Genomic DNA, 13,848 nt, shown 5'->3' with positions numbered 1-13,848 from the left:
TCGAATGTGGGAGCGAGCCTGCTCGCGAAGGCGGTGCCATAGCCGATGAAGATGGCGGATGTGCTGGCCTCTTCGCGAGCAAGCTTTGCTCCCACAGGTTTTGCGGTGTACATGGATTCTGTGTCTGCTGAAGATCGAATGTGTGCGAGCTTGCTCGCGATGGCGGTGTCATAGCCGATGACGATTCTGGATGTGCTGGCCTCTTCGCGAGCAAGCTCCGGTGTACATGGATTCTGTGTCTGCTGAAGATCGAATGTGTGCGAGCTTGCTCGCGATGGCGGTGTCATAGCCGATGACGATTCTGGATGTGCTGGCCTCTTCGCGAGCAAGCTTTGCTCCCTCAGGTTTTGCGGTGWACATGGATTCTGTGTCTGCTGAAGATCSAATGTGGGAGCGAGCCTGCTCGCGAAGGCGGTGCCATAGCCGATGAAGATGGCGGATGTGCTGGCCTCTTCGCGAGCAAGCTTTGCTCCCACAGGNTCGAATGTGGGAGCGAGCCTGCTCGCGAAGGCGGTGCCATAGCCGATGAAGATGGCGGATGTGCTGGCCTCTTCGCGAGCAAGCTTTGCTCCCACAGGATGAATGCAGTCTCCACCAAGAACCAGGTCGGCTGTCAGACCGCCTCTGGGTGGACGTTGATCTCGGCGCCCCGTTAACCACGATGGCCGAACGCAGGCATGCCGAGCCTAGGCGAGGCACCGAGTGGTGGGGCAAAAGCGCTTTGGTTACTTTCGACTGGGCCGGCTTCCGGGCTTTTCGAAAGTGACCCGNGCATGCCGAGCCTAGGCGAGGCACCGAGTGGTGGGGCAAAAGCGCTTTGGTTACTTTCGACTGGGCCGGCTTCCGGGCTTTTCGAAAGTGACCCGCCGGGGCGGAACCATAAGCGGCCGTTACCGCAGCAACGGATATACACACCGCCCCCAACTAGCCACCCTCACGCCTCCCAACGACGAAACAACACGCTGGCATTAACCCCACCAAACCCAAACCCATTGGAAAGCGCATGGGTAATCGGCATTTTCCTGGCCTTCAGACCAACCAGATCAAGCCCCGCAGCAGCCTCGTCAGGATGAGCCAGGTTCAGGGTAGGCGGCACAATCTGGTCCCGAAGCGCCAACACCGTAAAAATAGCCTCAATACCACCAGCCGCCCCCAGAAGATGCCCGGTGGCCGACTTGGTAGAGGCAATCGCCACACCGGAGTCCGTGCCGAACACCGAGCGAACGGCCGCCAGTTCCCCGCTATCGCCGACCTGGGTGGATGTCGCGTGAGCATTGATATGTTGCACATCCGAGGGGCTGACAGAGGCCTGGCGCAGCGCCTGTTCCATCGCACGCCGAGCGCCATTGCCGTCTTCCGGGCCCGCCGTCAAGTGATAGGCATCGGCGCTGGTGCCATAACCCACCAGTTCCGCCAAGGGCTTGGCGCCACGAGCGAGGGCGTGCTCCAGCGACTCGATCACCAGCAACCCGGCCCCCTCAGCCATGACAAAGCCGTCGCGATCACGATCAAAGGGCCGCGAGGCCTCTTGCGGGCGCTCGGCAAAACCGGTGGACAGTGCGCGGGCGGCGGCAAAGCAACCCAGGGTCACGCGGTCTATCGCCGCTTCGGTACCGCCGCATATGGCGATATCCGCTTCGCCGCTTCGGATGAGCCTGGCCGCGTCGCCAATGGCCTGAACCCCGGCCGCACAAGCGGTTACCGGCGCGCCCAGAGGCCCTTTGAAACCGTGCCGGATGGAAACGTGCCCGGCGGCCATGTTGGCCAGAAAGGCAGGTGCCGTGAACGGCGACAATCGGCGCGGGCCACGCTCATCGGTGGTGCGTACGGCACCGGCAATCGCACCAAAGCCACCCACGCCCGAGGCGATGAGGGTCGCCGTCCGCTCCTGGTCGTGGGCATCGGTCGGTTGCCAGCCCGCCTGTTGCAACGCTTCTTCGGCCGCCACCAGCGCGAACTCGATGAAGCGATCCATCTTCTTGCGATCCTTGGCCGGGATGATGCGCTCCGGGTCGTAACCGGCGATGGCGTCCTCCTCCAACGAAGGCACCTGGCCGCCCACGGCCACGCCAGTTCCCTCGGTAATATCGCCAGACAGGATGCGAATGCCGGAGCGCCCGGCCAGCAGGCGCTGCCAGACTTCTTCAACGCCACAGCCCAACGGGCCGACAATGCCCACGCCGGTGACGACGATGCGTTTTTGACCTTGGGAAGTCATCATTGGAACCTCTTCATATCAGTCAATGTTCACTAAAAAGCACAAGTGCGCGGGCTTAAACCTGCGGTGCTGTCTGAGCGTGCGCTGAGTGGTCAGGACGAATCCTGAACCAGATGGAATACATCGCTGGCAGGAACACCAGCGTCATGATGGTGCCCACGAATGTGCCGCCGATCAGTGTGTAGGCCAGCGTCCCCCAGAACACCGAATGCGTCAGCGGAATGAAGGCCAGGATCGCGGCCAGCGCCGTCAGCAGGACCGGGCGGGCCCGTTGAACCGTGGCTTCGATGACTGCGTGGAACGGGTCCAGCCCTTCCTGTTTGTTGTGATGGATCTGCCCGATCAGGATCAGCGTATTGCGCATCAGAATGCCCGAGAGTGCTATCAGGCCGACCAAGGCGTTGATCCCGAACGGCTGCTGGAAGATCAGCAGGGTCGGCACCACGCCAATCAGGCCCAGCGGTGCGGTGAGGAACACCATGATCATTGCCGAGATCGAGCGCACCTGCGCGATGATGATCAGCAGCGTCAGGGCCACCATGATCGGCACCAGCGGCACGATCGCCTTGCCGGCCTTGCCCGACTCTTCGATGGCGCCCGCCTGCTCGATCCGGTAGCCGCTCGGCAGCGTCTCGATGACCGGTTGCAGTGCCTTTATGATCGCGCTCGAGACGTCCGGTGGCTGCAAGCCTTCGGCAATGTCGCCACGTACGGTGATGGTCGGGGTGCGATCACGACGACGAAGAACCGGATCCTCCATGCGCACATCCACTTCACCCACCTGGGACAGCGGAATGCGCTGGCCCGCCGCGCCCACCAGGGTGAACCCTTCGATCCTGGCCGGATCGAGGCGAATGTCACCGGCAGCACGACCGACCACCTGCACCGAACGGATGTCCTCGCGAACCGCCGTGATCGGCACCCCCGCGAGCAGGAACTGCAGTTGCTGCGCGACGGCATTTGACGTCAGGCCGACCGCCTGCAAACGATCCTGATCCAGGGTGAAATGCAACGTCGGCGCCAGCGGCCCCCAGTCGGTATTGACGGTTCGCATCAGCGGGCTCGCCTGCATGACATCCTGGACCTGGCCCGCGATCTCGCGCAATTTCGACGGATCAGGCCCCATCACCCGGTAGGCAACCGGAAATGGCGAATACGGACCGAACACCAGTTGCGTCACCCGGATCCGCGCTTCTGGGGCGAGCCCCTCGGCAACCGCCTCACGGAGACGGAACTTGAGGGTCTCGCGCGCTTGCTGGCTGTCGGTCAATACCACGATCTTGGCGAACGAAGGATCGGGCAGTTCCGGTGCCATCGCCAAATAGAAGCGTGGCGCGCCTTGGCCGATGTAGGCCGTGACGATTTTTGCCTCATCCTGTTTTTGCAACCAGGCCTCGACCTTGGCGGTGGCGGCGCTGGTCTGCTCGATGGAGGTGCCATAGGGCATCTGCACCTCGACCATCACCTCGGGACGGTCGGAGGTCGGGAAGAACTGTTTCTTGACCAGCCCCATGCCGAGAATCGCCACGACAAATGTCGCGATCACGGTGCCGGCCACCCACCACTTGCGCGCGATGACGCGGGTCAGGACCTGGCGGAAACGATTGTAGTGGCGGGTGTTGTAGATGGCCGCGTGACCGCCCTCGACCTGCTTGATGTCCGGCAACAGTTTCACCCCCAGGTAAGGGGTGAAGGCCACCGCCACCACCCAGGAAGCGATCAGGGCAATGCCGACGATCCAGAACATGTTGCTGGTGTATTCGCCGGCGGTCGACTGGGCGAAGCCGTTAGGCATGAATCCGATGGCCGTCACCAGCGTGCCGGACAGCATCGGCGCGGCCGTATGGCTCCAGGCATACGCGGAGGCCTTGATCCGGTCGTAGCCCTCCTCCATCTTCACCACCATCATCTCGATAGCGATTATGGCGTCGTCCACCAACAGCCCGAGCGCCAGGATCAGCGAACCCAGGGTGATCCGGTCGAAGTTCTTTCCGGTGGCCGCCATCACCACAAAGACTATCGCCAGTGTCAACGGTACGGCGGCTGCGACCACAACGCCTACACGCCAGCCCATGCTGAGAAAGCAAACGAGCATTACAACCAGCAGCGCGACAAAAAACTTGACCATGAATTCACCGACGGCCGAGTCAATGTTCACGGCTTGATCGGTGACCTTGGTCAATGTCATGCCCAGTGGCATGCCTTCATTGATCTTGGCCGTCTCCGCGTCCAGGGCCTTGCCCAGGTCCAGGCCGTTCCAGCCCTCGCGCATCACGACGCCCAGCAACAGCGCTTCTTCGCCGTTATTGCGCACCAGGAAGGTGGCTGGATCTTCATAACCACGTTCAACGGTCGCGACGTCCGAGAGCTTGAGCGTGCGACCTTGAATCGCCAGGGGCGTGTCACGGATTTTTGCCAATTTATCGAAGGCACCGTCTACCCGGAGGAAGACCTGCGGCCCGTTGGTTTCGATGGAACCGGCGGGCGTGAGTACGTTCTGGCTGTTCAGCGCGGCGAAAATATCCTGGGGCGAGACGCCCAAAGTGGCCAGCCGGTCATGGGAGAAGGACACAAAGATGCGTTCGGCCTGCTCGCCGATGATGTTGACCTTTTTCACCCCCGCCACGTGCAACAGGCGCTGGCGCAACGCTTCAGCATCGCGCACCAGCAAGCGCTGTGGCTCGCCTTTGGCTTTCAGGGCGAAAAGCGCGAACGTCACATCGGAAAACTCATCATTGACCATCGGCCCAATCACGCCCGCCGGCAACTTGAGTGCTTCGTCCTGGAGCTTTTTGCGCGCCTGATAGAACTCCTCCTGCACTTGCGAAGGCGGCGTGCGATCGACCAGCGACACCATGGTGAAAGCCAGGCCCGGTCGGGTGTAGGTGTCCGTGCGGTCGTACCACTTCAGTTCTTGCAGGCGCTTTTCAAGCGGCTCGGCAACCTGATCCTGCATCTCCTGAGCGGTCGCGCCCGGCCATGCCGTGATGACGGTCAACTGCTTGACCGTAAACGGTGGGTCCTCGGCACGTCCCAACTGGAAGAACGCCAAGGTGCCTGCGACGGCAATCAGAAAGATCAGGAACACGGTAATGGAGCGCTCGCGAACGGCGAGTGCCGACAGGTTGAGGCTCATGGACGGCCCCCGGCAACCTTCACGTCACCCGGTTGGGCCAGCCGCACTTCCTCACCTTCACGCAGCAGATGGGCGCCGAGCCCGACAATACGCTCCCCCACATTGAGCTTGCCGGCGACTCGCGCAGCGTCATCGCTCAAACTGAGGATTTGCACCGGTCGCCAGGTGACTTTCGCCGGCTCCCCGTCTATGACCCACACGCCAGTGCCGTTGCCCGGGTCAAAAACGGCAGCGATCGGCACTTGCAGCGCCTGCCGTTGCGCGCGGTCCTCGGCGATGCGAAGGGTGACGGTCGAACCCAGCGGCGCGTTGGCCAGCGCCCCCTCCAACACATACCGCGCCTCGAAGGTCCGCGTCACGCGGTCAGCCGAATCCGACAGCAGCCTCAGCTTCGCGGTGACCGCTCCCGTGGTGACGCCATAAAGCGTCGCCTGTGCGGTAGCGCCTGCGGCAGGTCGCAGAGTCTCGGGCAATTGCACAACGGCTTCGCGCTGCCCTGCCCGCGCCAGTCGAACCACGGTTTGCCCGGGGCTGACGACTTGCCCAGGCTCGGCGAGCGTGTCCATCACAACGCCGTCGGCATCGGCGAGCAACACGGCATAACCAGACGCGTTTTGGGCGACGTCAGCCTGCGCTTGCGCGGCGCTCAGTTGTGCCTTGGCGGTATCGGCAGCGGCTTTGATCTGATCGTAGCCCGATGCGGAAATAGCGCCTGCGGCTACCAGGTCGCGATAGCGTGCCTCGTCATCGGCGGTCTGCTTGGCCCGGGCCCGGGCGGCAGCGACCGCCTCTTGTTGGGCTCGCGCCTGCAGCCCCAGATCGATGGGGTCGAGGCGCATCAACGGCTGCCCCCGCTTGACGACCTGTCCGCTATCGACCAGCCGCTCAAGCACCTTGCCCGCGACCCGAAAGCCCAGGTCGCTCTGGACCCGAGCCGCCACGACGCCGGTAAAAGATCGTGAGAGATCAGACGAACCCTGGACTTCAGAGACCCGCACCAAGGGCGCAAGCGTGCGTGGATCTTTAGCGGTGGATGAGTCGCCACACGCCGTCAGGACGAGAGGCAACAAGCAAGCGGCAAAGGTGACAGGTCGAAGCCGGAGCATAGGTTCCCTTTTGGGCAGATAGGACAGGAGCCTCATTCTCAATCTAGTGACCATTACTGTCAATCGTCACATCCCATCAAGAAACACTCGTTACGGCAATACTTGCCAAATGATAGGTAATCGTACGACTGAGCCCTATGAATGCTCATTGACAGGTTGTGACCATAATATAATATGGTCACAAATCATACATGGCTCCAGGAGTCTCAATGTCGCCCCTTCACCCCGCTGCTTTGCTGGTGAGCTTCAGCTTGATGACAGGTTGCACGGTCGGTCCGGACTACCAGCGTCCAGACGCTGCGCTGGCGCATCGTTACCTGGGCCAGGCGTCTGTCGAGCAGAGGTCCGCAGCGACATCGGCCAGCCTCGTCGCGTGGTGGGAAGGCTTTGCTGATCCAATGCTCAGCGACCTGATTGCCCAGGCACTTGAGCAGAACCTGGACCTGGCCCAGGCTTCGGCCCGCGTCACCCAGGCACGGGCAGGCCTGGGGGCTGCAAATGCCGCGTTATTGCCCTCTGGAAACATTAATGGCCAGGCCGCGCGCTCATACCAATCCGTGGAAACACCCCTTGGCCAAGTGCTGAACTCGACGCCCGGATACGACCGGTACGGAAACGCCTACGAACTTAATGTGGGGGCCAGCTGGGAAATCGACCTCTTCGGCGGCCTGCGCCGTGGACGCGAAGCGGCATTGGCCCAATACCAGGCGTCCGAGGCAGGCGTCGCGGCCACACGACTGGTCGTTGCCGCGCAGACCGCTGATCTCTACATCACCGCCCGCGGGCTGCAGGCACGGCTGGACATCGCCAATCAACAAGTCAAGACACAGCAGGATCTGTTGGAGAAAGTCCAACTGCTCTACAGCAAGGGCCTTGCGGCCAGCTATCAGGTTCACCAGGTCGAGGGCAGCCTCTCGCAGGTCCGGGCGACGGTTCCCGCGCTGCAGACCGGCCTGGATGCCGCCATGAATGCGCTGGATGTCATGCTTGGCACGCCACCCGGCACCCATCGCACGCAACTGGCGAACGGACGAAGCATCCCTCTGGCGCCACAGATAACAGCCATGGGAACCCCCGCCGATCTGCTGCGCCGCCGGCCAGACCTGATCGTGGCCGAGCGTCGTCTTGCCGCCTCCAATGCGCGTGTCGGCGAGGCCGTCGCAGAGTACTACCCGAAATTCTCCCTCAGTGCGTTGCTGGGCAGTGCCACAGCGGTTTCCGGCGGCAACCTGTTCACTGGCGACGCCAGCCAGGCGGCCGGCGCATTGGGCCTGCGCTGGAGACTCTTCGACTTTGGCCGCATCAATGCGCAAATCGATCAGGCCAAGGGGCAGGAAGCCGAAGCGCTGGCGGCTTACCGTCAGTCCGTATTGCGCGCCACCGAGGACGTCGAGAACGCCTTCTCCGCGCTGGTGAATCGAGAATCCCAGGCGAGCACCCTCACCCAGGGCGAAACCTCGCTGACGCAGGCTCGCCAATCGTCATTCATCGCCTATCAGAAAGGCACAGCCAGCCTGATCGATGTTCTGAATGCCGACGCGACGCTGCTGCAAGTCTCCGATGTGCGGGCCCAAGCGCGCATGGAATCGGCACGGGCGGCGGTGGCAGCATTCAGGGCGCTCGGTGGCGGCTGGCAACCTCCTGAGACCGAGCCGTTGGCAATTCGCTGAGCTGACCAGATAACCCAACAATTGCGCCCCCTCTCCTTCAGCTCACAACCAGAGAACAACGATATGAAACCTAACGAACGCTCCTGGGTGCTCATCACAGGCGCCTCAAGCGGATTTGGCGAAGAGTTTGCCCGGCAATACGCAGCGCAGGGAAAATCGCTCGTCCTGGTAGCGCGCAGGTTGGATAGACTCGAGGCACTGTCGGCGCAGTTGCGCGAGCGTTTCCACATTGATGTGCTCGTCGAACAAGTCGACCTGTCCTCGATCCCTGCGATCATCGACCTGCACGCACGACTGAGCGAGCGCAATATCCTGATCGATGTGCTCATCAACAATGCGGGCCATGGCTTGCAGGGACCTTTCCTGACTCAGTCCATGGACCAATCGCTGGCGATGATCGCCGTGGATATTGCCAGCGTGACGGCCCTGACCCACCTCTTCGCAACTGACATGCGAATCCGCCAACGTGGACAGATCCTTATGGTCGCAAGCCTGCTGTCCTTCCAGGGCGTAAAGAACTTCGCCGTTTACTCTGCCGCAAAAGCCTACGTACTTCGCTTCTCTGAAGCCCTTCATCGCGAACTCAAAAACGAAGGCATCGCCGTGACAGCCCTTTGCCCGGGCATGTCGGACACCGGGTTTGCAGAGAGCGCCAGACAAAAGCTCACACCGGCTTTGAAAAGCGTAATGATGCAACCCCAGCCTGTGGTGCGCGCAGGAATCCGAGCGCTGCAAGCCGGACGCATGAGTGTCGTTCCGGGGCTTGGCAACAAGGCAATCACCGTCCTGACCTGGGCCACCCCGCGCTGGTTTCATCAGGGCCTCATGGCACGCATCATGGGCGTCTGAGCAAGGCTGCTTTTACCCTGGGAAACGACATCCCGAAGACGTGACCATTTATGTAAATGGTCACAGTCCGAATAAATCCAGGCGACCATCAGCCGCCGGAGCGGGAGGTGAATCGGATGGGTAAAGCGTCAGTTGCAATGGCCTGGGTGCAATCTTCAGTCACAGCTCAAGGCATGAGGCTGCGCAAGATCAAGTTGCAGGTGAGCGTTGGGGCAACCTCAACGTAATCGAGGCTGTACTGCAGCAGCAAGGGATTGACGAAAGGCCGCAACGCCAGATGGATCGCGTCTACGGTTTCGTCCAATGGCGTCTTGCGCTCGAACTCACCAAGCTCCCGCCCCTCGCGCACGATTTGCAACACGAAGCTCTTGATCCGTGCGTTGTAGACTTGCGAACTGGGCCATTGTTCGGATGCGGAAAACGCCGCAATGTCATAGAGCTTGCGGTCGTTGAAAAACAGGTTTACGCCTGTGGTGATCAGCGCCTTGACCAGGCGGCGAAAACGCTCCGTCGCTGAAAGCCCGTCTTCGCTGATGGCCTGCTCCACCGCCGCGACGATTTCTGCCAGGCACTGGCTACAGATGGCCTCGCCAATCGCCTGCTTGGAGTCGAAGAACTTGTAGATGTAGGCCTTGGAGAACCCGATGGCCTTGGCCAGGTCGGACACCGTGGTCTTGCCGTAGCCGTATTGACTGAAATGCTCGTTGGCCGCCGCGACAATCTGGTTTCGAATGTCGTGATCGGCGGGGCCGCGGGTGCTGGGCGAAGGTATTGAGGGCTGGTTCATGGAGGCAGCTTACGCATCCTGAAGATCGTTGACAACTTGTGACCATTAAGTAATAGCGTCACAAGCCAGCCACCATCAAGCTGTCGGCGCGCCCCTTCCTTCTATTTAGCGAAAATCTGGCTCATATCCTTGAACGCCTTGAATTCCAGCGCATTACCGCAAGGATCGAACAGAAACATCGTCGCCTGCTCTCCAACCTGTCCTTTGAAACGTATGTAAGGTTCGATCACAAACTCGGTGCCAAAGGATTTCAGCCGCTCGGCCAGCGCTTCCCACTCCTGCCAACCCAGAATGATGCCGAAGTGAGGCACCGGCACGTCGTGCCCATCGACCGGATTGCTGTGGGCGCTCTCTTGGGAAGCGGTCTTCGGCTGTTGATGGATCACCAACTGATGGCCGTAGAAGTTGAAGTCGACCCAGTGGGCGCTGGAGCGGCCCTCTTGCAACCCAAACACTTCGCCATAAAAGGCCCGAGCGCCTGGCAGGTCATAAACAGGGATTGCGAGGTGGAAGGGAGAAAGGCTCATCATGGCTCCTGTGGCTTTTGTAAGGACCGGGCCATCGTAAGGCCGGGCTCAAAACAAGAAAAACAATATATTTCGCTCAGTAACACAATTAATATTTGTGAATGATCAAAGAACTCAAGACCCTTATCGCCGTAGCACGGGAAGGTACTTTCGCTGCCGCAGGCAATAAAATCGGCCTCACCCAGGCAGCGGTCAGCGCACAGATCCAGCGCCTGGAGGCCGAGCTTGGTTTCGAGATTTTCGACCGCAAGGGACGCTCGGCTCATCTCAATCGGATGGGTCATCAAATACTCTTGCAAGCCCAAGAGTTGTTGCGCCTTTACGACAATCTTGGCGCGAGTCCTGCCGGGCTTGCCCCCAGCGTCTTGGTGAACATTGGCGCTATCGCTTCGGTACAGCGCTCCTTCCTGCCAGACGCGCTCGCCAGGTTTCACCAGCAATGTCCGCAGTGCCGCACGCGGGTCCTTCCTGGCGTGTCGATGGAGTTGATCAACCTGGTGGATGCCGGCGAAATCGACATGGCCGCCATCATCCGCCCGCCTTTCTCGCTGCAAAGCGACCTGCGCTGGATGACGCTGGCGCTGGAGCCGTATCGACTGATCGTTCCAAGCGCGCTCCCCGGAGACGACTGGGCTGAATTGCTTGGCAGCCAACCCTTCATTCGTTATGACCGGGCGTCGTTCGGTGGCCGGCAGGTGGACCGTTTCCTGCGCAAGATGCATTTCGCCCTGCACGAAGTCAGCGAGCTGGATGAACTGGAGGCCATCATCAAGCTGGTTGGAAACGGCGTCGGTGTGGCCCTGGTGCCGCAAACCGCGACCCACCGCAAATGGCCAGAGGGTGTGCGCGCCCTCGACCTGGCGGAGCACACCTTCCACCGTGACGTCGGGCTCGTCCATCGACCTCGACAAAGCCTCACCGAACCCGCGGGGATACTGGTGCAATTGATTGCCGAGCAGGCCCGAGCCAACCCCGTATGAGTCACACCTCTTTGCACCGAAACAAAAACCCGTGCGCTGGCTCAAGGTTTTTGTCGAGCGGATGATCTATACCTTCAAGTACACGCAGTCAGGCCAAGGCAACAGACTGGCGTGTCCTGATAAGACGACTGTGGCAAACCCGCTTCGGGTGCGCTGCATGACATAAAAACGTCGGCCTGCAAGACGCTGTTTCCGCGCCCCCTTTGAATGGCGCACCACTTTCCAATGCCTGAAGTATTGATCATGAGCCCGAGCAAACGCGTCTTGAATGCCCCCACCAGAGCGCTACCCAGGCTTTGTCTGTTGTTACCGCTGTTGGTTGTCAACAACGCACGCGGTGAACCCTTGGAGATAGAACTGCATATCCTCGACGCGCCGCCGCTGACATTCGTCAACGACCCCAGGGGCCACGGAATCGTTGGCGATGTCGCCGTGGCGGCCATGACCAAGGCCGGGTACGCCGTAAAAATCCATCTACTCCCCTGGGCCAGGGCACAGAAACACGTCAGTGAGGAACATGACCACTTGATCGCGCCACTGTCGCGCATCCCCACCCGCGAGGATCGCTTCACCTGGATCGCTTCGATCATGCCTATGGAGCGTGCTTTTTTCAGCCTTGAGCGACGGGTGAGCAACTTCGCCCAAGCGAAGGAAACCTACCGCAAGATCGGCGTCGGCCTGGGCAGTGCACAGGAAGATATCCTGCGCACCGAAGGGTTCAGCGATGAACAGATCTATCCGCTGGCCATCGGCGACAACCCCGCCCAGATGCTGTTGATGGGGCGTATCGATGCCTGGTTCAACGGCGTGCCGGAGAGTCTGTACATCTGGCCGAAGGTGTCCAAGCGCAAACTGCTCATGAGTAAGGTCGGCAGCAGCGCTGACCTTTACCTGGCCTGCTCGAAGCAATGTTCGCCAAAAATGGTCGAGGACTTGCGCGAAGCGGTTGAAGCGCTTCGCGCGGATGGGACAGTCAAGCGAGTCCATGACATCTATTTGCCGCAATAGGCCGTGGCGAGGGGATTTATCCCCGTTGGGTTGCGAAGCAACCCTGAATCTTTTGGGGTCTGCTGCGCAGCCCAACGGGGATAAATCCCATAGGCGCTAACCAAACTCCTCGCTCCATAGTCCGTCTCTCTGGTATCCCCGCGTGTTTCGCGGGGATTCGCGTAAGGCATTACTAAAGTAATCNATCCCATAGGCGCTAACCAAACTCCTCGCTCCATAGTCCGTCTCTCTGGTATCCCCGCGTGTTTCGCGGGGATTCGCGTAAGGCATTACTAAAGTAATCCCATTGCTCAAGGCAATCGAATAGCGACAAGCAAGGGCCGATCACGCTACAAAGCAGCCAATGGACAAACGCCATTTCACGCCAGCGAGAACGCCGCTGATGCACCTGCTTCCGTTCTTTCTCTAGCAGGTTCTTCCCTTGACTCAGGGGAAAAATGCTCGCCTTCTGCGATCAATCGCTCGATCAGGCAAGCCACCAATAATTTCCCTTGCAGCCAGGCTTTGGCGCCTTCGGGATTTTTCTTTCTCAAGCGCGATATTCCCAATAAAGATTTCATCCGCTTGAACGCCAATTCCACCTGCCAACGGTGCCGATAGAGCGCCAGGAGCTCTTCTGCCGTCAGACTATTCAATGTAGTGACCACTACGACGTAACCGGCTGCTTCGACTGTCTTCGATTGAAGTTGCTGCTCCTTTTGCTTTCTTTTGGCAGTGTCCTGCAACTTGAGCTCGCTTTCCTCGCGTTGCTCATCGGTTTTTCGGTAAGCACATACACGCACCGCAACAGCCCCGTTAGAGCCTTGCATGAGCGCCGGCCATTCGCCCGCTTGCCCTATTTGCAGGGTGCGCAGTCTTGGCAGTTGCTCAAAAAACGTCCCGTCCTCGTTCTTCAGCGGCAGGCTGCTCAGGTTCATTCGAACCAAAACGTCGCCACCAGCATCAAGTACATGATTGACGCTCCGTCGGTTGGCAAAACCGCGGTCAGCGATCAAAACATCGCCTTGCTGCACAGAGAACTGAGTCAACGATTCGCCGGTTTTGGACGGTGTTATTTGCACTTCACAGCAACTGAGCGTGCGAATGTCCATCGTGTAGTGCAAGCGCCATGTGGCCGCTATAGCGCCTGGCTCGGTGACGACACTGCCATCAGCCGCCAATAATCGCCGTCCCTGCAGGGCCGGGCACGTCATTGCCGGGAGCGGTGTTTGTTCGATCAATTGTTCAGTGATCCAGCCCAGCCAATTCCCCGATTTATCGACTCGTTTGAGCAAGCCAACATCCGACAGTTCTACGTCGGCTCGCGCCGCCGTTTCGCGCATCGAACAGTCGCCGCTCAGGTACAGCAATAGGGTGCGTAATAACGTCTCCGGGGTAAAACGGCGCCCGAACTTCAACGCCCCCAGCTCCTTAGCCTTGGCTTCCCATCCCACAGGCAACAACGCCAGCAGTTTTGGCCAATCTTCATCTAGTCCTGGTGTCACGCTTGCTTTCCTTGCAGCTCTTCTATCGACGATCAGTTTACTATTTTTGGGGTTTGGTTAGCGCCTATGGGATTTATCCCCGT

Annotated in this window: 11 protein-coding genes; 4 read left to right on the top strand and 7 right to left on the bottom strand. The window is 60.1% G+C overall.

Annotation, left to right across the window (positions count from 1 at the left end; genetic code table 11):
• From ASC85_RS33195 to ASC85_RS17185, 4 genes are all read right to left on the bottom strand, one after another.
• Positions 1-287 (bottom strand): hypothetical protein (locus ASC85_RS33195; RefSeq protein ID WP_236712373.1); only part of this gene is annotated, 287 nt, incomplete at its 3' end.
• A gap of 647 nt (positions 288-934) precedes the next feature.
• A complete protein-coding gene (gene fabF / locus ASC85_RS17195) occupies positions 935-2,221 on the bottom strand; it encodes a beta-ketoacyl-ACP synthase II (RefSeq protein WP_057450615.1) in 1,287 nt (428 codons plus the stop codon).
• Positions 2,222-2,273: 52 nt separating this feature from the next.
• A complete protein-coding gene (locus ASC85_RS17190) occupies positions 2,274-5,354 on the bottom strand; it encodes an efflux RND transporter permease subunit (RefSeq protein ID WP_057450614.1) in 3,081 nt (1,026 codons plus the stop codon).
• Positions 5,351-6,460: an efflux RND transporter periplasmic adaptor subunit gene (locus ASC85_RS17185; RefSeq protein ID WP_057450613.1), complete on the bottom strand. Its 1,110-nt coding sequence runs from the start codon at positions 6,458-6,460 to the stop codon at positions 5,351-5,353. Before ASC85_RS17185 ends, ASC85_RS17190 begins: the two co-directional genes overlap by 4 nt.
• A 209-nt stretch (positions 6,461-6,669) precedes the next feature.
• On the opposite strand from ASC85_RS17185, the gene ASC85_RS17180 reads away from it, so the two are divergent.
• Both ASC85_RS17180 and ASC85_RS17175 read left to right on the top strand, forming a co-directional pair.
• Positions 6,670-8,130, top strand: coding sequence for an efflux transporter outer membrane subunit (locus tag ASC85_RS17180; protein WP_057450612.1), 1,461 nt, complete (start codon positions 6,670-6,672; stop codon positions 8,128-8,130).
• Between the two features lie 63 nt (positions 8,131-8,193).
• Positions 8,194-8,979 carry an SDR family NAD(P)-dependent oxidoreductase gene (locus ASC85_RS17175; protein ID WP_057450611.1) on the top strand — a complete coding sequence of 262 codons (786 nt, stop codon included), beginning with the start codon at positions 8,194-8,196 and terminating at the stop codon, positions 8,977-8,979.
• Between the two features lie 166 nt (positions 8,980-9,145).
• On the opposite strand, the gene ASC85_RS17170 is transcribed toward ASC85_RS17175, so the two are convergent.
• Both ASC85_RS17170 and ASC85_RS17165 read right to left on the bottom strand, forming a co-directional pair.
• A complete protein-coding gene (locus ASC85_RS17170; RefSeq protein WP_003202289.1) occupies positions 9,146-9,766 on the bottom strand; it encodes a TetR/AcrR family transcriptional regulator in 621 nt (206 codons plus the stop codon).
• A 101-nt stretch (positions 9,767-9,867) separates the two neighbouring features.
• Positions 9,868-10,293, bottom strand: a complete 426-nt coding sequence (locus ASC85_RS17165; RefSeq protein ID WP_057450610.1) for a VOC family protein — start codon at positions 10,291-10,293, stop codon at positions 9,868-9,870.
• A gap of 101 nt (positions 10,294-10,394) precedes the next feature.
• Between ASC85_RS17165 and ASC85_RS17160 the strand changes: the two genes are divergently transcribed.
• Complete coding sequence (locus tag ASC85_RS17160) at positions 10,395-11,273, top strand: LysR substrate-binding domain-containing protein (RefSeq protein ID WP_057450609.1); 879 nt, start codon at positions 10,395-10,397, stop codon at positions 11,271-11,273.
• A gap of 243 nt (positions 11,274-11,516) precedes the next feature.
• A complete protein-coding gene (locus ASC85_RS17155; protein WP_057450843.1) occupies positions 11,517-12,281 on the top strand; it encodes a substrate-binding periplasmic protein in 765 nt (254 codons plus the stop codon).
• A gap of 359 nt (positions 12,282-12,640) precedes the next feature.
• Here ASC85_RS17155 and ASC85_RS17150 read toward each other — a convergent pair whose 3' ends face one another.
• Positions 12,641-13,765 carry an IS4 family transposase gene (locus ASC85_RS17150; RefSeq protein WP_057450608.1) on the bottom strand — a complete coding sequence of 375 codons (1,125 nt, stop codon included), beginning with the start codon at positions 13,763-13,765 and terminating at the stop codon, positions 12,641-12,643.
• Between the last annotated feature and the right edge of the window lie 83 nt (positions 13,766-13,848).

The organism is Pseudomonas sp. Root401 (genome assembly GCF_001425105.1).
Taxonomy (GTDB): domain Bacteria; phylum Pseudomonadota; class Gammaproteobacteria; order Pseudomonadales; family Pseudomonadaceae; genus Aquipseudomonas; species Aquipseudomonas brassicacearum.
Note: the sequence above shows the minus strand (reverse complement) of the source record. Positions and strands in the feature narration are given on the sequence as shown.